The 19,745-nt window shown below is 70.0% G+C and carries 22 protein-coding genes; 12 read left to right on the top strand and 10 right to left on the bottom strand.

The genetic code is table 11. The annotated features are described in order from the left end of the window. Positions 1-43 precede the first annotated feature (43 nt). Positions 44-1,006 carry a metallophosphoesterase gene (locus FHU35_RS15235; protein WP_145740127.1) on the bottom strand — a complete coding sequence of 321 codons (963 nt, stop codon included), beginning with the start codon at positions 1,004-1,006 and terminating at the stop codon, positions 44-46. A gap of 69 nt (positions 1,007-1,075) precedes the next feature. On the opposite strand from FHU35_RS15235, the gene FHU35_RS15230 reads away from it, so the two are divergent. Then, entirely contained in the window at positions 1,076-1,546 is a 471-nt protein-coding gene (locus tag FHU35_RS15230) for a GatB/YqeY domain-containing protein (RefSeq protein ID WP_145740125.1), read from the top strand. 87 nt (positions 1,547-1,633) lie between these two features. Here FHU35_RS15230 and FHU35_RS15225 read toward each other — a convergent pair whose 3' ends face one another. Both FHU35_RS15225 and FHU35_RS15220 read right to left on the bottom strand, forming a co-directional pair. Continuing rightward, entirely contained in the window at positions 1,634-2,419 is a 786-nt protein-coding gene (locus FHU35_RS15225; protein WP_246110334.1) for a siderophore-interacting protein, read from the bottom strand. A 34-nt stretch (positions 2,420-2,453) separates the two neighbouring features. After that, a complete protein-coding gene (locus FHU35_RS15220) occupies positions 2,454-4,721 on the bottom strand; it encodes a transglycosylase domain-containing protein (protein WP_425474141.1) in 2,268 nt (755 codons plus the stop codon). A gap of 424 nt (positions 4,722-5,145) precedes the next feature. On the opposite strand from FHU35_RS15220, the gene FHU35_RS15215 reads away from it, so the two are divergent. Beyond that, the gene (locus tag FHU35_RS15215; RefSeq protein ID WP_145740121.1) at positions 5,146-5,445 is read left to right on the top strand and encodes a WhiB family transcriptional regulator; all 300 of its coding nucleotides are present in this window, start codon (positions 5,146-5,148) and stop codon (positions 5,443-5,445) included. Positions 5,446-5,511: 66 nt separating this feature from the next. Here the strand turns inward: FHU35_RS15215 and bagB are convergent, their stop codons facing one another. Both bagB and bagA read right to left on the bottom strand, forming a co-directional pair. After that, positions 5,512-6,651, bottom strand: coding sequence for an ATPase BagB (gene bagB / locus FHU35_RS15210; protein WP_145740119.1), 1,140 nt, complete (start codon positions 6,649-6,651; stop codon positions 5,512-5,514). Continuing rightward, positions 6,648-7,712 (bottom strand): ATPase BagA, encoded by a 1,065-nt coding sequence (gene bagA, locus FHU35_RS15205; protein WP_145740116.1) that lies wholly within the window; start codon positions 7,710-7,712, stop codon positions 6,648-6,650. Before bagA ends, bagB begins: the two co-directional genes overlap by 4 nt. A 157-nt stretch (positions 7,713-7,869) precedes the next feature. Between bagA and sp36 the strand changes: the two genes are divergently transcribed. The 6 genes from sp36 (at position 7,870) to FHU35_RS15175 (ending at position 12,203) form a co-directional block, all read left to right on the top strand. Continuing rightward, complete coding sequence (gene sp36, locus FHU35_RS15200; protein WP_132623662.1) at positions 7,870-8,028, top strand: Sp36 family protein; 159 nt, start codon at positions 7,870-7,872, stop codon at positions 8,026-8,028. 1 nt (position 8,029) lies between these two features. Further along, on the top strand, positions 8,030-8,488 hold the full coding sequence (locus tag FHU35_RS15195; protein WP_145740114.1) for a RidA family protein: 459 nt from the start codon (positions 8,030-8,032) through the stop codon (positions 8,486-8,488). A 345-nt stretch (positions 8,489-8,833) separates the two neighbouring features. Next, positions 8,834-9,448 (top strand): hypothetical protein, encoded by a 615-nt coding sequence (locus FHU35_RS15190; RefSeq protein ID WP_145740111.1) that lies wholly within the window; start codon positions 8,834-8,836, stop codon positions 9,446-9,448. Positions 9,449-9,474: 26 nt separating this feature from the next. After that, entirely contained in the window at positions 9,475-10,551 is a 1,077-nt protein-coding gene (locus FHU35_RS15185) for a hypothetical protein (protein WP_246110332.1), read from the top strand. A 48-nt stretch (positions 10,552-10,599) separates the two neighbouring features. Continuing rightward, entirely contained in the window at positions 10,600-11,412 is an 813-nt protein-coding gene (locus FHU35_RS15180) for an NUDIX hydrolase (protein ID WP_145740109.1), read from the top strand. Further along, a complete protein-coding gene (locus FHU35_RS15175; RefSeq protein ID WP_145740107.1) occupies positions 11,412-12,203 on the top strand; it encodes an MBL fold metallo-hydrolase in 792 nt (263 codons plus the stop codon). Before FHU35_RS15180 ends, FHU35_RS15175 begins: the two co-directional genes overlap by 1 nt. A gap of 85 nt (positions 12,204-12,288) precedes the next feature. Here the strand turns inward: FHU35_RS15175 and FHU35_RS15170 are convergent, their stop codons facing one another. The 4 genes from FHU35_RS15170 to FHU35_RS15155 all read right to left on the bottom strand — a co-directional run bounded on the left by FHU35_RS15170 (position 12,289) and on the right by FHU35_RS15155 (position 15,415). Beyond that, entirely contained in the window at positions 12,289-13,524 is a 1,236-nt protein-coding gene (locus FHU35_RS15170; RefSeq protein WP_145740105.1) for an MFS transporter, read from the bottom strand. Between the two features lie 421 nt (positions 13,525-13,945). Further along, on the bottom strand, positions 13,946-14,179 hold the full coding sequence (locus tag FHU35_RS29310; protein WP_186459442.1) for a hypothetical protein: 234 nt from the start codon (positions 14,177-14,179) through the stop codon (positions 13,946-13,948). A 213-nt stretch (positions 14,180-14,392) separates the two neighbouring features. Continuing rightward, the gene (locus tag FHU35_RS15160; protein ID WP_093422841.1) at positions 14,393-15,067 is read right to left on the bottom strand and encodes a Crp/Fnr family transcriptional regulator; all 675 of its coding nucleotides are present in this window, start codon (positions 15,065-15,067) and stop codon (positions 14,393-14,395) included. 93 nt (positions 15,068-15,160) lie between these two features. After that, positions 15,161-15,415 carry a hypothetical protein gene (locus tag FHU35_RS15155; RefSeq protein WP_029535541.1) on the bottom strand — a complete coding sequence of 85 codons (255 nt, stop codon included), beginning with the start codon at positions 15,413-15,415 and terminating at the stop codon, positions 15,161-15,163. A gap of 237 nt (positions 15,416-15,652) precedes the next feature. On the opposite strand from FHU35_RS15155, the gene nth reads away from it, so the two are divergent. The 4 genes from nth to FHU35_RS15135 all read left to right on the top strand — a co-directional run bounded on the left by nth (position 15,653) and on the right by FHU35_RS15135 (position 18,998). Next, positions 15,653-16,390 carry an endonuclease III gene (gene nth / locus FHU35_RS15150; protein ID WP_145741395.1) on the top strand — a complete coding sequence of 246 codons (738 nt, stop codon included), beginning with the start codon at positions 15,653-15,655 and terminating at the stop codon, positions 16,388-16,390. Then, complete coding sequence (locus tag FHU35_RS15145; protein WP_145740103.1) at positions 16,387-17,013, top strand: TlpA family protein disulfide reductase; 627 nt, start codon at positions 16,387-16,389, stop codon at positions 17,011-17,013. Before nth ends, FHU35_RS15145 begins: the two co-directional genes overlap by 4 nt. A gap of 44 nt (positions 17,014-17,057) precedes the next feature. After that, positions 17,058-17,714, top strand: a complete 657-nt coding sequence (locus FHU35_RS15140; RefSeq protein ID WP_145741393.1) for an NUDIX hydrolase — start codon at positions 17,058-17,060, stop codon at positions 17,712-17,714. Positions 17,715-17,813: 99 nt separating this feature from the next. Continuing rightward, positions 17,814-18,998 carry a MarP family serine protease gene (locus FHU35_RS15135; protein ID WP_145740101.1) on the top strand — a complete coding sequence of 395 codons (1,185 nt, stop codon included), beginning with the start codon at positions 17,814-17,816 and terminating at the stop codon, positions 18,996-18,998. Positions 18,999-19,216: 218 nt separating this feature from the next. Here FHU35_RS15135 and FHU35_RS15130 read toward each other — a convergent pair whose 3' ends face one another. Beyond that, entirely contained in the window at positions 19,217-19,717 is a 501-nt protein-coding gene (locus tag FHU35_RS15130) for a phage holin family protein (protein WP_145740098.1), read from the bottom strand. Positions 19,718-19,745 lie beyond the last annotated feature (28 nt).

The following is a 19,745-nucleotide window of genomic DNA, read 5'->3' as shown; positions in this document are numbered from 1 at the left end:
ACTCTGAGACATCTCGGGTGCTCGCCTCAGTGCTGGATACAGCTTAGCGGATGCTCTCGCCCGCTCCGTACGGGGCCCTGATTTTGGCGTTTTCCCTGCTCGCAGCGGACTTCTCGGTCCTCGGCAGCAAGGTCAGCAGCGTGGCCTCCGGTGGGCACGCGAAGCGGACCGGGGCGTACGGAGAGGTGCCCAGACCGGCCGAGACGTGCAGGTGCATCCGCTCGCCCCAGGTCGACGCGCCGCGGCAGCGGGAGCGGTCCAGCTCGCAGTTCGTCGTCAGCGCGCCGTAGCCCGGCACGCGCAACTGGCCGCCGTGCGTGTGCCCGGCCATCACCAGGTCGTAGCCGTCCTCGGCGAAGCAGTCCAGCACGCGCGGCTCGGGCGAGTGCGTGATGCCGAGCTTGAGGCCGGCGTCGGCCGGCGGCTGACCCGCGATCTCCTCGTAGCGGTCCAGGTGCAGGTGCGGGTCGTCGAGGCCCGCGACGTGGACCTTCGTGCCGTTGACGTCGATGTCGTGCTGGCGGTGAGTGGCGTCGAGCCAGCCGTGCTCGGTCATCGCCGCGCGCAGGTCCCGCCACGGCAGCGACTCGCCGTGGATGCGCTTCGTCTTCGTCGACGGCAGCAGGTAGCGGGCCGGGTTCTTCGGCTTCGGGCCGTAGTAGTCGTTGCTGCCGAAGATGAAGACGCCGGGCTTGCTCAGCAGCGGCCCCATCGCGCGCAGCGCCGCGGGCACCGCCTGCGGGTGTGCCAGGTTGTCGCCGGTGTTGACCACGAAATCCGGGTCGAGGTCGGCGAGCTCGGCGACCCAGCGCTGCTTCGACCGCTGGTTCGGCGTCATGTGCAGATCAGAGATGTGCAGCACCCGCAGCGGAGGCGTGCCCTCGGTGAGGGCCGGAACCGTGGCCTGGCGCAACGTCCAGTGCCGTCGTTCGATCGCCGCCGAGTAGGTGAGCGTCGCGGCGCCGACCGCGCCCGCGCTGAGCAGAATCCGCCCGAACTTGTTCACCTTCACAAGCCTACGTCTCGACCGGGGTCGGTGGCCCGCCACCCGCGTGCCTGGCGCGATAATCACCGCATGGCTGAGCTCAAGGAGAAGCTGCGGGCGGACCTGTCCGCAGCGATGAAGCAACGCGACACCGCCGTCACCGGAGTCCTGCGCATGGCGCTGGCCGCAGTCGGCAAGGAGGAGGTGTCCGGCAAGCAGCAGCGGGAGCTCTCCGACGACGAGGTCCTCAAGGTGCTCGGCAAGGAGGCCAAGAAGCGCGACGAGGCCGCTGAGGCGTTCCGCTCGGCAGGCCGCGACGAGCAGGCCGACTCCGAGCTGTCCGAGGCCGAGATCCTGCGCCGCTACCTGCCCGCGCAGCTCTCCGACGACGAGCTGTCCGCGCTGGTCACCGAGGCCATCGCCGAGGTCGAGGCCGAGCTGGGCGAGCGTCCCGGCATGAAGCAGATGGGCCAGGTCATGAAGGCCGCCAACGCCAAGGCCGCGGGCCGCGCCGAAGGCGGCAAGGTCGCCGGCGCCGTCAAGGCCCAGCTCCAGGCCTGACGAAGGAACCTCGTCGAACTTCGCGCGAAATTCGAGTCCGAACTTCCGTCCTCGAACTTCGCGCGAAATTCGAACAACCCTGGGCGCTCAGTCGTCCGGGGTGTTCTGGCGCCAGTAGGCGAGGGCGTAGAGGTGGCGGCGGTCCAGGCCGAGTTCGCCCTGGCAGTGCTCGCGGAGGTGGTGGACCACGTCGGCCTCGGCGCCGATCCAGACGTAGGGGTCCTGGCCCAGCTCGGTGCTGCGGAGGGCGTCCAGGAGCAGTCCGCTCCGGCCCGCCGGGATGCCGTCGCGGTGGAGCCAGCGCCAGGTGACCTCGGCGGCCGACTCGGCCTCCAGCCGCTCGGCCTCATCGGCGATCTCGGCGAAGACGCGCACCCGCGCTTCGGCGGGAAGCTCCTCGAGGATCGCCGCGATCGCCGGCAGCGCGGTCTCGTCGCCGATCAGCACGAGCGGGTCAGCCGCTGCCGGAGGCCGGTACGCGGGGCTGGGGCCGACGGTGACGATCTGATCGCCGGGCGCGGCCTCCGCAGCCCACTCGCTGCCGGGACCGTGGTGGTCGTGGACCACGAAGTCGATCGCCAGCTCCAGGCGCTCGGCGTCGAACCAGCGAACCGTGTAGGTGCGCTGCCGGGGCTGCTCGTCGCGGGGGAGGGCGAAGACCTCCTCGCGGGTGCGGCCCAGCGGCATCGGCTTGCCGGGCTGCGGCAGGCAGAGCTTGATCCGCTGATCGCTGCCGTTGCTGACGAAGTCGGCCAGTTCGTCCCCGCCGAGGACCACCCGCACCATGCGCGGAGTGATCCGCTCGGTCGACCGCACCTGCACCAGGCGGTAGCGGGACCGAGCACGTCGGGTGCTCGCCTGCGCTCTCGTCACGCAGGCGAGTCTAGGAAGAACCCGACAGGCCCGGTCACCGGCCCGGTGGTGAACCCGGTGGGCCGTCCGGCTGCTGCCCCGGCGGGACCTCCGGTGGGCCGGGTTGTTCCGGCTGCTGCCCCGGAGGCTGCCCGGCGACGGGCGGCGGAGCCTGCGGCGGCGGGCGCTCCGGCGACGGCGGCGGGACGTAACCGGTGCTCACCGACACCGTCACCGTCTCGCCGGGCAGCGCGAACCCGCGCGGCGTCTGGCTGGTCACCGAGCCCTTCTTGCGCTGGCTGTTGACCGAGCGCTCCACAACCTTGTACCCGGCCTGCTCCAGGCGCTCCTTGGCCTTGTCGCTGGTCAGGCCGACGACGTTGGGCACCTGGAACTCGTCGCCGCCGTTCTCGTACCGGTCCGTGGTGTCCGGTAGCGGTTCGACCGGCAGGCCCTCGTGGATCACCTTCATCGCGTTGAACCAGGTCCGCGCCGGGACCTTGCCGCCGTAGATGTTGCCGCCGTTGGCCCCGCAGAGCGTCGGCGGATCCGAGTCGCAGATGCCCTGCGGCGAGGTGCCGTCGCTGAAGGTCAGGACCGAACCGGCGTACTGCGGCGTCGCGCCGAGGAACCCGGCCGACTGGTGCGCTTCGGTGGTACCGGTCTTGGACGCGACCGGACGGCTCCAGCCCGCTCCGCTGGCCGCCTGCTCCGCCGTGCCGCCGCCTTGGTCGTCCTTGCTCATGCCGATGGCCATCGCGTTGGCCAGCGGCTCGTCCACCGCCTGCTCGCACGGGTCCTCGGTGATCGACACCGGGTTGCCGTTGCGGTCCAGGATCTGCTCGATCGGCGTCGGCGGGCACCAGGTTCCGCCGCTCATGATCGTGGCGCCGACGTTGCTCAGCTCCAGGGGGCTGGTCGGGGCGAACCCGAGCGTGAACGCACCGATGTTCTTCTGCTTGACGTCCTCGGCCTGCGACAGCCCGTTGGAGTTGTTGGGGGTGACGGGATCACCGGCCGAGGTGTTGTGCAGCAGCGTCTGCCGCATGCCCAGCCGGACGGCCATGTCGACCGTCGGGTCCAGCCCGACCCGCTCCTGCAGCGCCACGAACGCGGTGTTCGGCGAGGTCGCCAGCGCCTTCTGGAGGGTCCGCGGCCCGGGAGCGACGCCTTCGGCGTTGCCGACCGTGTACGGCTTGGAACCGTTGCGGTAGACCTGCGAGGTGTAGGAACCGGGCGACTGGATCGTGTTGTAGATCCCCATGCCCTTCTCCAGCGCCGCCGCTGCGGTGAACACCTTGTAGATCGACCCGGCGCCGAACTTCGCGATGCCGCTGGGCAGCGCGTAGGACGTCTGGCCCTTCGAGGCGTCGATGCCGAAGTCGCGGTTGGCGACCAGCGCTCGCACGCGGTGCTTGTCCTTGCCGGGCTCGACGATGCTCATCACGTTCGCGATGCCCTTGGTCGTCTTCGGCACGCCGCGCTCGGCGGCCTCCTTGGCGGCGTCGGTGGCGCGCTTGTCCATCGAGGTGCGGATGTTGTACCCGCCCGACTTGAGCTGCTCCTCGGTGAACCCGGCGCGTTCCAGGTAGTCGATGACGTAGCGGCAGAAGAACCCGTCGGACGGTCCTGCGCCGACGCAGCCGTTGGGGATGTTCTGCAGCGGGTCGACCAGGCCGAGCGGCGCGTTGCGGGCCTCGTCGGCGGCTTCCGGGGTGATCCGGCGCTGGTCCTGCATCGCCTGGATCACCAGGTTGCGCCTGTTGATCGCCTCGTCGGGGCTGGTCTCCGGGTTCAGCGCGCTGGGGCTGTTGACCATGCCCGCGAGCAGCGCCGACTGCGCGATCGTCAGCTTGTCCGGCGTGGTGCCGAAGTAGGTGCGCGCCGCGGCGGAGATCCCGTACGCCTGGTTGCCGTAGGGCACGACGTTGAGGTAGCGGGCGAGGATCTGCTCTTTGTTGATCTGCTTCTCGACCTGCAGCGCGATGCGGATCTCCCGCAGCTTGCGGCCCGGGGTCTGCTCGATCGCCTTGGCCTGCTTGACCGGGTCGTCGGCGGCGACCACGTGCACCAGGTAGTTCTTCACGTACTGCTGGGTGAGCGTGGAGCCGCCCTGCGCGATCTCACCGGACATCTGGTTGGTCACGGCGGCGCGCGCGGTCCCCGCCCAGTCCACGCCCTGGTGGTCGAAGAACCGCCGGTCCTCGATGGCCACGATCGCCGCCTTCATGGTGTCGGCGATCTGGTCCGGAGCGGCCGGCGTCCTGTCTTGGTTGAACAGGTAGGCGATCGGCCGCCCGTCCTTATCTGTGATGGTCGTCACAAGGGGCGGTTCTTTGGTCATCATGTCCGTGGAAATGCTGTTCACGGCGTCCCCGGCGCGGTTGGAAACCACTCCGAGTGACCCCGCCGCCGGGAAGAGCAATCCCGCGACCAGCACCCCAGCCAGCACACACAGACCGAAAAGCTTCAACAAGCCGTCTCGGACACGCACTCCGCCAGCCTAGAACGTACACGCGCTGTGACGGTCTGTTATGGCCGAAGTCCAACCGATGTAGTGAGTGTGAAAGATAACGGGACGACAACCGTCGGTTGGTTGTGGAACCGCTGGGCTCTACAGTCCGTCTACGTCCAGCGACAGCACTGTTGCGGTTCGGCTCCCGACTTCCGAACCGCGGCATCCGGTGCCGGGGGGCTCCGGACGAAATACAGTCGCCGACGATCCAGTGAGGAGCTGGGGGAACTCTATGTTCGAGCAGGGGGACTGGCGGGTAACCGCCGCGTGTCGAGACCAGAACCCGGATCAATTGTTCGTCCGCGGGGCTGAGCAGCGCAAAGCACGGATGGTTTGTTTTGGCTGCCCAGTGCGGACGGAGTGCCTCAGCGAGGCGCTCGACAACAAGATCGAATTCGGCGTGTGGGGTGGAATGACCGAACGCGAGCGCCGGGCGCTGCTGCGCCGACGTCCGGACGTTCGTAACTGGCGCGAATTGCTTGAGGCAGCGCGTCAGGATTACTCCGATATCGCCGAGTTTCAGGTGAGCTGATCCCCGAGAAATGATCAGGCCGGGTGTTGAACGTTGAAAACGTTAATACCCGGCCTGATTCATCTGCTATTCACCGGCGAGCCTTCTGCCGATCTCGCGGAGGCCGGTCAGATCGTGCACATCGGACGGTAGAGCCGGGACACCGACGAGTGACACTTCCGGGTGCGCTCGGGTGAAACGTGCGAGCATCCGCTTTTCCCGCTCGGCGATCGCGACCCGGTCCGCGTGCACTCGCAGGACCGCTGCCGCCAGCGGTGCCGAACCGGACTCATCGAGCTGCTCGGCCACGGCGGTCGCTCTGGTGCCGGCGAGCTCGGCGACGACCGGGTGGGTCCGGTTCGCGACCAGGCCGACCAGCGGCATCTTCTCCCCGGCCAGTCGCTCCACGAAGTAGGACGCCTCGCGCAGCGCGTCCGGCTCCGGCGCGGCGACCACCAGGAACGCCGTGCCCGGCGAGCGCAGCAGCCGGTAGGTCTGCTCGGCGCGCTGCCGGAACCCGCCGAAGGTCGAGTCGAAGGCCTGCACGAAGCTGGCGGCGTCGTTGAGCAGCTGCCCGCCGATGATCGTCGACACGGCCTTGGCGAACATGCCGAACGAGGCGCCGACGATCTTGCGGATCCCGCGCCCGCCCGCGCGGGCCGGGCTCGACAGCATCCTGATCAGTCGTCCGTCGAGCACGGTCGACAGCCGCTGCGGCGCGTCGAGGAAGTCCAGCGCGGAGCGGCTGGGCGGGGTGTCGACGACGATCAGGTCCCACTCGCCGGAGGCGGCGAGCTGGCCGAGCTTCTCCATCGCCATGTACTCCTGCGTTCCGGAGAACGAGGTCGAAATGGTCTGGTAGAAGGGGTTGTTCAGGATCTGCTCGGCGCGCTCGGGGCCGGCGTGCATCTGCACCATGTCGTCGAAGGTGCGGCGCATGTCCAGCATCATCGCGTTCAGGTCGCCCGCGGGCTCGAAGCCCTCCAGGGACACCTGCTTCGGCGTGTTGCCGAGTTCTCGCAGGCCCAACGCCTGAGCGAGCCGCCGCGCGGGGTCGATGGTGAGCACGACGGTCTTGCGCCCGCGCTCGGCGGCGCGCACCGCCAGCGCCGCCGCCGTGGTGGTCTTGCCGACGCCGCCGGAGCCGCAGCAGACCAGGACGTGGGTCTCGGGATCGTCCAGCAGCGCGTCGACGTCGACCTGAGACGGTCGCAGCGTTTCGCTCATCGGGGGCTCCGGATGCCGTGTTCGGTGAAGATCTCGGCGAGCTCGTAGAGCTCGGCGACGTCGATCCCGGCCGTGAGGTCGGGCAGCGAGACCGTGGGCAGGTCCGTGGCGGCGAGCTGATCCCGCGCGGCGTCCTCCGCCCGGTGCCGGATCGCGTGCTCGATGGTCTCGTGGACCAGGCCGTCGAGCGTGCTGTCGTTGACCCGCAGCCCGGCGGCTTCGAGGCCGCCGCGCACCCGCTCGGCGTCGACGCGGCCCTCGGCGGCGGCGGGCACCGATCGCGCCGGGAGCCTGCCCGGCCGGACCCGGTTGAGCACGACGGCCCCGGGGCGCAGGTCCGCGGCGTCGAGCTCCTCAACGGCTTCGAGGGTTTCCCGCACCGGGAGCTCTTCGAGCAGCGTGACGAGGTGGACCACGGTGTTGCTGGAGTGCACGAGGCGCACCACGCCGTCGCTGTGGTCGCGGATCGGCCCGGACTTGGCGAGGTCGGCCATGGCACGGGTGACGTCGAGGAACTTCACCACCCGGCCGGTCGGAGGGGCGTCCACGACGACCGCGTCGTAGACGTAGCGACCGCGCTCGTCGGTCCGGCCGACGCACTCCTTGATCTTGCCGGTGAACAGCACGTCCCGGAGTCCCGGCGCGAGCGTGGTGGCGAACTCGATGGCGCCCATCTTGCGCAGCGTCCGGCCGGCGAACCCGAGGTTGTAGAACATCGACAGGTACTCCAGCAGCGCGGGCTCGGCGTCGATGGCCAGCGCGCGCAGCTCACCCCCGCCGGGTGCGGCGGCGATCCACTCCTCGGAGTAGGGCAGCGGTGCGCTGTCGAAGAGCTGCGCGATGCCCTGCCGCCCCTCGACCTCGATGAGCAGCACCTTCTTGCCGCCGGTGGCCAGGGCAAGTGCGAGCGAGGCCGCGACCGTGGTCTTGCCGGTCCCGCCCTTGCCGCTGACCACGTGCAACCTGGCCTGTTCCAGCTCCCCGTCCCATGAGGTCACGCGATCAGGGTAAGGGGTCTTTGCCGTATCACCTTGCTTGGCGGTGCGGGTTGAGTCCCACACCTGAAACAGCGGCTCCGCCGCACTCTGAAGGGACTCCTCAGTCCCCGATTCCGGTGTTGAGATGCGGCGGTGGCCAATTCGTCCCCGCAACGATCGGATTCGGTCGCCGGCAACGCCGAGCGGGACGACCACCTGGGCGAAAAGTAGGCTCCGCTGTATGCAGAAGTGGGAGTACGCCACCGTTCCGTTGTTGAGCCACGCGACCAAGCAGATCCTCGACCAGTGGGGAGAGGACGGCTGGGAGCTCGTCGCCGTGCTGCCGGGGCCGACCGGCGAGCAGATGGTGGCCTACTTGAAGCGGCCGAAGGAGGCCTGACATGGGTCGGTGGACGGATCGCTTGGCGGAGCTCGGTCTTCCGCTGCCCGAGGTGGTCAAGCCCGTGGCCGCTTACGTGCCCGCCGTGCGCACCGGCTCGCTGGTGTTCACCGCGGGCCAGATCCCGATGGTCGCCGGTTCTCCGGCCGGCCTCGGCAAGGTCGGTTCCGAGGTCAGCGCGGAGGAGGCCCAGCAGTACGCCCGGATCTGCGCGCTCAACGCGCTCGCGGCCGTGGACTCGCTGGTCGGGCTGGACTCGATCGTCCGGGTCGTCAAGGTCGTGGGCTTCGTGGCGTCGGCGGAGGGCTTCACCGGTCAGCCGGGTGTCGTGAACGGCGCTTCCGAGCTGCTCGGCGAGGTCTTCGGCGAGGCGGGGCAGCACGCCCGCTCGGCAGTGGGTGTCGCGGAGCTGCCGCTCGGCGTGCCCGTTGAGGTGGAGCTGGTCGTCGAGGTCGAGTGACAGCGGACCTCTCGGTCCGAGATGCGCGGCGTCGCCCTACGCGGGGTGACGCCGCGTTTTGCTTTCGTGCGCACAGCGTGTTCCTCGTCGCGGAGCCGTGATTTTTTCGGTGTCGGGGCTCCGAAGGTCAACTACGACAAGTACGCTGCGGTCATCCTCGATCTTCGTTCACCAGCTCTGGTGTAACCCAGATGGGGGATGTTGATTCCAACGCGTTGCGTTTGGGTCGTGCAAGGGCTTGCTCGATCCTGTCAGTAGCACCAAAGTTCACCTGGAAGGGTGCAGCTGTGTTCGGGGGAGCAGCGGCTGGGCCCAGAACCGGAGTACTAGGCATGGAGGGGCGCCGTGGCAGTGCGTGAAACCGATCTGCTGTGCCACGAACTGTTGCTTCGGTTGGCAGGCAGGTTGCCCGACCGGCACCTGTGGCGATACCGGGACTGGCTGGCCGGTGGCGCGGCCGAGGTCGTGGCGCGACTGCTGCCCGGCACGCTGATGCGCGAGCGGATCGCGCTCGATGACGAGGAGCACCGGCTGCTCTCCGACGCGCTGCTGCCGCTGGGCGCGGACCCGGCGGTGGTCAACGCCGTCCTGCCGGCAGTCGTGGACACCACGCCGCACTACTCGTTCACCACCGAACCTCCGGCGGAGAACGTCGGCGACTCGGCGGTGCTCGTGCTCGGCGCGACTCTGCGCGGGCGCGCCGGGGTGCGCGAGGTGCGCAACACCTGGCGCCGCCGCGACTCCGGCAGCGCGAAGCTCGTCGTGCTGGTGTCCGCATCGGACGACTACGCCGAGCTGACCGGCGAGATCCAGCGCGTGCTGCGCGCGCTCGGCGATTCCGCGCCGTGCGTCGAGGTCGTGCCCAAGGACCTGGAACCGACCCCGTACCACCGGATGGCGATCGAAGAATCGGCGCTGGTGTGCGCGGGAGCCGAAGAATTCGCCGGTCGCCGCGGCTGAGCGGCCGGTAGTCGAAGGAGGCATTCGTGGTGGACGTTGCAGAGGCCGCCGGGCCGGTCGACCGGCTGCACAGCCTCTTGCTGGCCGTGACCGGACGCGTGGATGACGACGGCATCGACGGCGCTCGCGAGCTGCTCGGCATGGGCCAGCCCGACGCCGGCGCCGAATACCTCGCGGGGTGCTTGCTGGCCGGGCGGATCGAGGTGACCGCGGCCGAGCAGTACCACCTGCGCCGCGTGCTCGACGAGACGCGCTCGAACCGCCAGCTGGCCGACCGCCTCAAGGTGGTCGAGTCGCTGCTGCCGGAGAACCACAAGTTCAACGCCCCCGACACCGACGACACCGGTCTTGAGCTCGCGCTCAAGCAGATCGGTGGACGTCTCGCGGGGCTGCGCGGCCTGTGGATCACCAGCCGGACCACGCCCGCGGGCACCAGCTACGGCGCGGTGCCGCAGGGCGTGCTGCTGGCCGAGGTCGGTCCCGACGGCTCCGGGCCGGCGGTCGCCTTCCAGCTCGTCTCCGCCCTGCGCCGGGCGGGTCTCCGCTACTCCGTCGACGTCTTCTCCACCGGGGCCGACCTGCCCGAGTACCACCGCGATGCGCTCTCGAGCGCGCGGCGGGTGCGGTTAGAGGTCGCGCCCGCGGAGAGGACGGCTCCACCCGTGGTGCCTCGCCCCGAGCAGGTCGTGGAGCGCAGGCAGCCCGAAGAGCCCCCCGCACCTGCACCTGCGCCGCCGCCCGCTCAGCAGGCACCGGTGGAGGAGTCCAGGCCGGAGGGGGTGTCGCACGCTGTGGCCGAGCCGCAGCACGAGTTTCCCGGTGAGCCAACCCAGGATGCACAACCCGAGACAGCGGCCGAGCAGACGGGTGTGATGATGCGCGTTCCCGCCGCGGTCGACGCCAAGCTGACCGACCGGGAGCGCAACCTGCTGCGCAAGCTGCACGAGGAACTCGCGCACCGCGAGCAGGACGGACCGGCCAAGCGGCAGCCCAAGGCCGACAACGGCGAAGAGGGCTGGACCTCCACCATGCCGGGCGGCACCGGTGGCTTCCCGCCGATAGCGGCCAACCAGCAGCAGGCCTACACCCCGCAGCAGCGCTGATCCTTCCGACGCTGTTCGGCGCTCCGTCGGAGACATAGGGTGGCGGGCATGGATCGTTCGCTGCCAACGGGATTCGCGCCCGAGGACCGGCCGGACACGCCTGTGCGCCCGAAGGACGCCGCAACCGTGGTGCTGCTGCGCGACGGCGCTTCGGGGCCCGAGGTGTTCCTGCAGCGCAGGGTGAAGGGCATGGCGTTCGCCGGCGGGATGACGGTGTTCCCCGGTGGCGGTGTCGATCCGCGCGACGCGGACGCGTCGGTCGCCTGGAGCGGACCGGATCCGGAGTGGTGGGCGCAGCGCTTCGGTTGCACCCCGGAGGTCGCGCGGGCGCTGGTGTGCGCGGCCGTCCGCGAGACGTTCGAGGAGTCCGGCGTGCTGCTGGCCGGACCCGATTCCTCGACGGTCGTCGAGGACACCGGTGGTTTCTCAGCGGCTCGGCAAGCCTTGGTGACCAGGGACGTCTCGCTGGCGGGCTTCCTCGCGGAGGAAGAGCTGGTGCTGCGAGCCGACCTGCTGCGCCCGTGGGCGAACTGGGTGACGCCGGAGCCCGAACCGCGCCGCTACGACACCCGGTTCTTCCTCGCCGCCATGCCCGCGGGCCAGCGAGCCGACGCCGTCACCACCGAGGCCGCCGAGGCCTACTGGTCGACCCCGGAGCAGGCCCTGGCCGATTTCCGCGAGGGCCGCTGCCGCCTGCTCCCGCCGACCGAGGTCACGTTGACCGAGGTCGCCGAGTTCGCGGCGCTCACCGAGGCCCTGAACGCCGAGCGAGCGCTGAACAAGATCATGCCGAAGCTGATCGAGCGCGATGGTCGTTGGCACGCCGTGCTGCCTGGTGAGCCCGGCTTCGAGGAGGCCTGATGCAGCACCCCGCCTACGGCGAGCTCCGCCCGGTCACCTCGTACGCGTCGGTGCTGCTGGCCGAGAACCCGAACCCGATGACCCTCGACGGCACCAACACGTGGGTGCTGCGCGATCCGGACTCCCGCGAGTGCGTGGTGATCGACCCGGGACCCGGCGACGCCGAGCACCTGAGCCGGGTCGCCGACCACGGGCCCGTGTCGCTGGTGCTGCTCACCCACCACCACGAGGACCACACCGCCGGTGTGGCCGACTTCGTGCAGCGCACCGGGGCTCCCGTCCGGGCGCTCGACCCCGTGCTGTGCCGCGATGCCGAGCCGCTCGCCGACGGCGAGCCGATCAGCGCGGCCGGTCTGGAACTGCGCGTCCTCGCCACGGCGGGGCACACGGCGGACTCGATCTGCTTCGTCGCCGAGCACGACGAACCGGCGGTGTTCACCGGCGACAGCATCCTCGGGCGCGGCACGACGGTCGTGGCCCACCCGGACGGCCACCTCGGCTCCTACCTGGACTCGCTGCGCAAGATCGCCGCCCTGCCCCCGGGCGTCCGCGCCCTCCCGGGGCACGGTCCGGAGCTCGACGACGTCCGCGCGGTGGCCGAGCACTACCTGGATCACCGCACGCAGCGCCTCCACCAGGTCCGCGAAGCCCTCGCCTCCCTGGGCAGCGGGGCGACTCCGCGCCAGGTCGTCGAGCTCGTCTACGCGGACGTCGACCGCTCGGTCTGGCCCGCAGCGGACCTCACGGTCCAAGCCCAACTCGCCTACCTCCACGAGCACGGCGAGCTCTGACCTCGGCAATCCCCAGTTTTAGTCCAAACCGAGGACCCTTCGCGCCCGAAATGTCCGCTCAGTTATGACTAAAACTGGGACCGGCCTAGTTGCTGGCGAGTGTTAGTGCTCCGGTTGCTCGGTCTGGGGTGAGGGTGTTGCGGCGGAGGTAGAGGGCTGCGGCGAGGGTGGCTCCGGCCGCGCCGGCGACGAGGAACGCCACGGGTGGGCCGGAGGACTCGACGAGCTGTCCGCTGACCGACTGGCCGACGGCCGAGCCCAGGGTCACCGAGGTGACGACCCAGCCGAACGCCTCCGCGGCGGTGCCGGGCGGGGCGGCGAACTCGACCGCCACCGAGTGGGCCGTGGACTGCGGGGTGATCAGGCAGCCCGCGAGCAGCAGCATGAGGGCCAGTCCCAGCAGCGTGGTCGGCAGCGACAGCAAGGCGACCAGGCCCGCGAAGCCCACCAGCAGTGCGGGAAGCCGCAGGTGCATCGGGCGAGGCCAGGGATGCACGCCGTAGAGCACGCCGACCACGACCGAGCTCACCGAGGCGAGGCTCATCAGCAGGCCGCCCATCGTCGGCTCGCCGGCCGCGACAGCCGCGGCCGGGACCGCGACCTCGATGAAGCCGATCACCACGCCGAAGCCCAGCGCCGCCAGCGCCACCGTGCGCATGCCCGGAGCTGCGATCGCGCCCAGCAGGGCGCCCGCGTGCTCGCCGGGCTCGGGCCGCTGCGTGCGAGCTGCCCGCGTCGCCGCGAAGCCGACGCTGCCCAGCACCATGCAGGTCGCGCCCACGACCACGCCGGTGCCCGCCCACGGTGTCGCGACCAGCAGGCCGGCCAGGCCCGGGCCGAGGATGAAGAAGACCTCCAGGCTGATCGCCTCGTAGGAGAAGGCGGCTTCGCGCACCCGGCCGGGAGGCAGCAGGTTGCCCCACAGCGCGCGGGAGGCCGAGGCGATGTTCGGTTGCAGCACGCCCATCGCGAACGCGCCCGCCACCATCAGCGGCGTCGTGGCGCCCAGCTCGATCGCGGTCAGGGTCGCCACGACCGCGGCGGTGAACAGCGCCGACGCCACGTACAGCGGTGTCGACGGGCCCACGCGGTCCACGATCCTGCCCTGCACGACAGAGCCCGCCGCCACCCCGGTCAGCTCGGCGGCCGAGACGGCGCCTGCGATGGCGAAGGACGAGGTCTCCCGCTGCACGTAGAGCAGCAGCGCCATGCCGATCATCGCGATCGGCAGCCTGCCCAGCAGGGAGGTGACGACCGGGGTGCGGGCGCCTGGAGTGGTCAGGGCGGAGCGGTAGTCGTTCAGCGACGTGGATGTGGACACGCGTACCAGTATGCCGATTATGGTACGCAGGTACCAACCTGTTTTCCGCCCGCTCGGCGGGTGGTCAGTGAGGTTGATTACTCAGAACGGGTGATGTGTGCAACCGTCCCCTCGGGACGCACGTCTTGGTTGGTGAAAGGGGGTTGCTGGACGGTACGAACTTCCAGCATCTTCGAATAGGGACAACTCAAACCCACAAGCCTCCTCCGATGTCGAGGATTCGGGGCCGAAGCATCGGAGGGCCGGGGGAGCGTGGTTAGTCGTCGGGGGACGAACCACGCGAATGTGAAAGGGCTGGAGCGCCACGTCGGGGGTGGCGCCCAGCCCTTTCACATGCATCGTGGGTGTGCGGTCGTGCCGCTCGGCGGTGCGGGCTGCTCAGGTGCGGCGGAGAAGCCGCCTCAGCCGGTTGTCGAGGGGGTCAGGAGCCCCCGCCGCCTCCGCCATCACCGCCGCCGGAACCGCCACCGTCGAAGCCTCCCCAGCCCCCGTCGTGGTGGCCGCCCACGCCCGAGTCGACGAACGAATGGCCGACGGCCCGGTTGCGGCGGCGGTCGTCGATCCGGTTCGACTTGCCCATGGCCGCGCGCACCGTCGCCAGGAAAACGATCGCCAGGACCATCGCCACCAGCGCGATCATCATCGTGGAGTTCATCCACAGACCCCTTTCACATCTGCGTCCGGTCCTGGGACGTGACAGGGGTTACGCGCGTTGCAGCTGTGGTCCAACGGGAAATTCACGGAAGCGGCATCAACCCGCCTGCGAGCACGCAAAGGACGCGCGTCGGCTGAAGAACTCGGGAAGGAAGCCCCGAACTCTTCGGCCGACGCGCGTCGTCTTCGCGCGTTATGTGTGCGACGTCCCCGCTCAGCGAGCGCGGCGGGCCAGGCGCTCCGGATCCAGGATCAGGACGCTCTTGCCCTCGAGACGCAGCCAGCCGCGGTGTGCGAAGTCCGCGAGCGCCTTGTTCACGGTCTCCCGCGAGGCGCCGACGTACTGCGCGATCTCTTCCTGCGTCAGGTCGTGGGTGACCCGCAGCAGGCCCGCTTCTTGGCTGCCGAAGCGCTGTGCGAGCTGCAGCAACGCCTTGGCGACACGTCCCGGAACGTCGGTGAAGATCAGGTCGGCGAGCATGCCGTTCGTGCGGCGCAGGCGGCGGGCCACCACGCGCAGCAGCTGCTCGGCGATCTCCGGGCGCGTGGCGATCCACTGCCGTAGAGCGCCGCGGTCCATGCTCAACGCGCGCACCTCGGTGACCGTGGTCGCGGTGGAAGTCCGCGGGCCAGGGTCGAAAATGGACAGCTCGCCGAACATGTCCGACGGCCCCATGATCGCCAGCAGGTTCTCCCTGCCGTCCGGGGATTTGCGTCCGAGCTTCACCTTGCCGGACTGAATGATGTAGAGCCGGTCGCCCGGCTCGCCCTCGGCGAAGATCACGTGTCCGCGCGGGAACTCGATCGGTTCCAGCGACTGTGCCAGTGCCTCCGCCGCAGCCGGTTCAACGCCTTGGAAGATGCCGGCCCGGGCCAGGGTCTCGTCCACCTCGTCCCTCCATGTTGAGACGCGGCGGCTGTCTGTGGTGCCGGACCCGCGTCAGCGCGTCTGGCGGTGTGCCGCCGATCACTACCAGTGATTCTAAGACTGGTCGCGCGAACGGCGAGTACGTAGCCTACCGGCGCGTCCCACCCTGCGTAGCTGGAAGAGCTCCAGCGCACGTCCAATACCTTGCCGGAACAGCGCCCGCACCTCGTCGGGCCGGGCGTTCTCCAGCAACTCTTCTACCTCGTTCTCTTGCACCGCCACATGCCGCAGGCGGGCTTCCACACGCTCCATGAAGAGCGTGAAGAACATGATCACGAGCGGTACGACGATGACGAACCAGGCAGCCATCATGCTGTGAATCCTCGCTCATACCTTCGACGCCGGTTCAACCGGGGGTCCGTTCGCTGGGCCGGTGACAATACCGCCACTTTCCGTGTCCGTGCTCCTCCGTAGTCTGGTGGGGTGCCGGAGCCTGCCCGAAACACCCGCGCCAAGTCCGCCGGAACCTCCCCTGACCAGGTCAAGACCCGATCTGGGAAGAAGAAGGAGGAGACCCGGTTGGGACTCGTCCGACGTGCGAGGCGCATGCTGCGCGCCCTCGACGAAGCCTATCCGGACGCGCATTGCGAGCTGGACTTCAACACGCCCCTCGAACTCGCGGTGGCGACGATCTTGTCGGCCCAGTGCACCGACAAGCGGGTCAACGAGGTCACGCCCGCGCTGTTCCGCCGGTACCCGACCGCCGAGGCGTACGCCGGAGCGGACCGGACCGAGCTGGAGGAGATGATCCGCTCCACCGGCTTCTACCGGAACAAGACCGCGTCGCTGATGGGGCTCGGTGCCGCGCTGGTCGAGAAGTACGACGGCGAGGTCCCGGCCGAGCTCGACCAGCTGGTGAAGCTGCCCGGCATCGGGCGCAAGACCGCCAACGTCATCCTCGGCAACGCCTTCGACGTTCCGGGGATCACCGTGGACACCCACTTCGGACGTCTGGTGCGCCGGTGGGGCTGGACCGACCTGGAGGACGCGGTCAAGGTCGAGCACGCCATCGGCGAGCTGATCCCGCGCAAGGAGTGGACGATGCTCTCCCACCGGGTGATCTTCCACGGCCGCCGGGTGTGCCACTCCCGCAAGCCGGCCTGCGGTGCCTGCCTGCTGGCCAAGGACTGCCCGTCCTACGGCGCCGGACCGACCGACCACGTCGAGGCGGCGAAGCTGGTCCGGGGACCTGAGACGCCTCGACTGCTGGAGCTGGCGGGCATCGTCGACGAGGTGCCGGACAAGACCGTGGAGCAGCAGGCGGCCAAGGAGCCGGTGGCGTGAACCTCCGCGCTTTCCGGTCCGAGATCCAGTGGACCGTCGTGGTCGTCGTGCTCGCGGTCCTGGCCGCGGTCGCCCTCTGGCCGCGCGATCACGAGAGCAGCGGTCCGGCCGCCGCGCCGCCCCCGCCCGCCGAGCGGATCGACCCGCAGCAGCGCGCGGCCGCCGCCCTGCAGCCGTGCCCGGCCGGGACCGGCGGACCCGCCGAGCTGACCGGCATCGCCTTGCAGTGCCTCGCCGACGGCCGGCCTGCGGACCTCGCCGGTGCCGTCTCGGGCGGTCCGACGCTGGTCAACCTCTGGGCGACCTGGTGCGTGCCGTGCCGCGCGGAGCTGCCCGCGCTGCAGGCCTACAGCGCGGAGCCCGGGGCGATCCGCGTGCTGGGCGTGCAGGTCGACAGCGGTCCGGCGGAAGGCCTTGACCTGGTGCGCGCGCTCGGCGTTCACTTCCCGAACGTGCATGACGGCGACAACCGGGCCCGAGCCGCGCTGCGGGCCCCCAACGTGCTGCCGATCAGCTACGTGGTGACCGCCTCCGGCGAGGTGCGGCGCATCGATCCACCGGTCGCGTTCGAATCTCCGCAAGAGGTTCGGGCGGCCGTCGAACGGACCCTGGGGGGCCAGTGAGCGAGAACGGACCGCTGGTCGATCCCGCCGACCTGCCGGAGTGGATGCGGACGCTGGTCAAGCGCACCGCCGACCTCGACCCCGGGCACTTCGGCTGGCCGAAGGACCCGCCGCCCGCCTCGGCCCGTCCCGCGGCGGTGCTGATCCTGCTCGGCGAGGGCGAGCGCGGTCCGGAGGTGCTGCTGCTGCGCCGCGCCGACGGGCTCAACTCGCACCCCGGTCAGGTCGCCTTCCCCGGGGGATCGCTCGACGATGTCGACTCCGGTCCGGTGGAGGCCGCGCTGCGCGAGGCAGTGGAGGAAGTGGGGGTGCGCCTCGACGGCATCCGGCCGGTGGCGACCCTTCCGGAACTGCACGTTCCGCACAGCGGCTTCCGGGTGACCCCGGTGCTCGCGCACTGGACCCGCCCGTCGCCCGTCGCACCGGTCGACCCGGGCGAGACCGCCGCCGTGGCCCGCGTGCCGATCTCGTGGCTCACCGATCCCGAGAACCGGGTGCGGGTGCGTTTGACCAGCGGATTCGCCGGTCCCGCGTTCCTGGTTCCGGGGATGCTCGTCTGGGGCTTCACCGGCGGTCTGCTGGCCGGGCTGCTGGAGCTGGCCGGGTGGTCGCGCAGCTGGGACCGGTCCGACGTCCGCGGGCTGGACGAGGCATGGCACGCCGCGGAGGAAGCGGACGACATCGGTCTCGGACGCTCCTGACGGGGTGGCGAAGACCTCCTTGGCAGCAAGGCTTGGCCGTTCTGTTGTTGAACCATGAGACGGTGGTGCGATTGATCGTCCATCGCGAGGGGTGAGTGGGTGAACTGGGTCGACCTGCTGGTGGTGCTGCTGGCACTGCTCGCCGCGGTCTCCGGGGCTCGGAGCGGTCTGGTCACCGCCCTGCTGTCCTTCGTGGGCGTGTTCGTGGGAGCCGTGGTGGGGCTGAAGGTCGCGCCGCTGCTGCTGGACACGCTGGACAGCCCGGTCGCCCGCCTGGCCTTCGGCGTCGGCATCGTGGTCCTGCTGGTCGCCTTCGGCGAGACCTTCGGGATGTGGGCGGGCCGCGAGCTGCGGGACCGGATCACCTCGCCCCGGATCGCTGGCGTCGACAACGCGCTGGGCTCGGTGCTGCAGTTCATCGCCGTGCTGGTGGTGGCCTGGCTCGTGGCGCTGCCGTTCACCTCGGCGACGGCGCTGCCCGGCCTGGCGTCGGCGCTGAGCCGGTCGCAGGTGCTCGGCGCGGTCAACTCGGTGATGCCCCCGCAGGCGAGGGCGCTGCCCAACGACCTGCGCCGGATGCTCGGGATGTCGGGTTTCCCGGAAGCCCTGGAGCCGTTCTCGGAGACGCCCGTCGCCGAAATAGCGCCCCCTGACCCGGCGCTGGCGAGCAACCCCGCGGTCAGCAAGGCGCAGATGAGCGTGGTCAAGGTCCGGGGCAGGGCCACCTCCTGCGCCCGCGCGCTGGAGGGCACCGGCTTCGTCGTGGCGCCGCACCGGGTGATGACCAACGCGCACGTCGTGGCGGGAACCGACCGGGTCGCCATCGAGATCGGTCGAGGCGAGTTCGATGCCGAGGTCGTGATGTACAAGCCGGACGTGGACCTGGCGATCCTGGACGTGCCGGACCTCGACGCCGAGGCGATGACGTTCGCATCGAAGTCGGCGCACCCGGGCAACGACACGATCGCGCTCGGCTACCCGCTGGACGGCCCCTACACGTCGTCGCCCGGCCGGATCCGGGAGCGCATCAGGTTGCGCGGACCGGACATCTACGACAGCGCGACCGTGGTCCGCGACGTCTACACGGTCCGCGGCCGGGTGCAGAGCGGCAACTCCGGTGGACCGCTGATCACCCCGGACGGGAAGGTGGTCGGTGTCGTCTTCGGTGCCGCCGTGGACGATCCGGAGACGGGTTTCGCGCTCACCGCGGACGAGGTCGCCGACGAGGTCGAGGCCGCTCCGAACCTGGACAACCCGGTCCCCACGGGCAACTGCACGAACTGACACCCGGGCGGGCCGTCCTCCCGGGACGCGTCCTCACCGGGGCGGGTGTGGTCCGAATTGCCCATGATCAATGTCCATTTCGTCCGGTCAGTTCAGACCAGAACCGCCCGTTGCCGAGCTCTCCGCACGATGGGCGCCGGGGGCCGAGGGCATGAAAAACCGCGGCGGACCTGGTGTGGTCCGCCGCGGTTCTCGCTGGATGTGAACGCCCGGTCCGGTCAGCTCGCGGTCGGCTCCTCGGACTTCTGGCGCTTGGTGATGTTCTTGGTTTCCTTGAGGGTCTCCATCGTGCGCTTGGGGGCGCCGATCTTGCGGACCTTCAGGTAGCCGAGCAGCCCGAACAGGCCCGCGACCAGCAGCATCGCCAGGAAGACGATCCCGAAAGCGGCCCAGCGCCACAGGCCGAGCGCGTGCAGGCCCTCGGCGGCGGTGAAGAAGAGGAAGAACAGGCTGAAGCCCAGCACGCACAGCGCCAGGATGAAGTAGACGCTGCCGCGCAGCCCCTTCTTGATCTCACCGGCGATCTCGGTCTTGGCGAGCTCCACTTCGGAGCGGACCAGGGTCGACAGGTGCGTCGTTGCGTCTTTGACCAAGGCGCCGATGGACTGCCCGTCAGGCGCGGTGCGCTCTTCGGACAACGGGATGGAGTTGACCGAACCCCACTCCGCACCCTCACGGCTGCCGTTGGTGCTGTTCTGGGCGCTGTTCACAGCGACCATCGTGCCACGGGAGATCAGACCCTTGCTC

The organism is Saccharopolyspora dendranthemae (assembly GCF_007829955.1).
In the GTDB taxonomy this organism is placed as follows: Bacteria; Actinomycetota; Actinomycetes; order Mycobacteriales; family Pseudonocardiaceae; genus Saccharopolyspora; species Saccharopolyspora dendranthemae.
Note: the sequence above shows the minus strand (reverse complement) of the source record. Positions and strands in the feature narration are given on the sequence as shown.

Coding starts and splice junctions, on each gene's coding strand:
- FHU35_RS15180 (WP_145740109.1), top strand. CDS start 10,600: ATGGATCGTTCGCTGCCAACGGGATTCGCGCCCGAGGACCGGCCGGAC.
- FHU35_RS15155 (WP_029535541.1), bottom strand. CDS start 15,415: ATGGCTGCCTGGTTCGTCATCGTCGTACCGCTCGTGATCATGTTCTTC.
- nth (WP_145741395.1), top strand. CDS start 15,653: ATGCTGCGCGCCCTCGACGAAGCCTATCCGGACGCGCATTGCGAGCTG.
- FHU35_RS15215 (WP_145740121.1), top strand. CDS start 5,146: ATGTTCGAGCAGGGGGACTGGCGGGTAACCGCCGCGTGTCGAGACCAG.
- bagB (WP_145740119.1), bottom strand. CDS start 6,651: ATGAGCGAAACGCTGCGACCGTCTCAGGTCGACGTCGACGCGCTGCTG.
- FHU35_RS15230 (WP_145740125.1), top strand. CDS start 1,076: ATGGCTGAGCTCAAGGAGAAGCTGCGGGCGGACCTGTCCGCAGCGATG.
- FHU35_RS15140 (WP_145741393.1), top strand. CDS start 17,058: ATGCGGACGCTGGTCAAGCGCACCGCCGACCTCGACCCCGGGCACTTC.
- FHU35_RS15195 (WP_145740114.1), top strand. CDS start 8,030: ATGGGTCGGTGGACGGATCGCTTGGCGGAGCTCGGTCTTCCGCTGCCC.
- FHU35_RS15175 (WP_145740107.1), top strand. CDS start 11,412: ATGCAGCACCCCGCCTACGGCGAGCTCCGCCCGGTCACCTCGTACGCG.
- FHU35_RS29310 (WP_186459442.1), bottom strand. CDS start 14,179: ATGAACTCCACGATGATGATCGCGCTGGTGGCGATGGTCCTGGCGATC.
- sp36 (WP_132623662.1), top strand. CDS start 7,870: ATGCAGAAGTGGGAGTACGCCACCGTTCCGTTGTTGAGCCACGCGACC.
- FHU35_RS15130 (WP_145740098.1), bottom strand. CDS start 19,717: ATGGTCGCTGTGAACAGCGCCCAGAACAGCACCAACGGCAGCCGTGAG.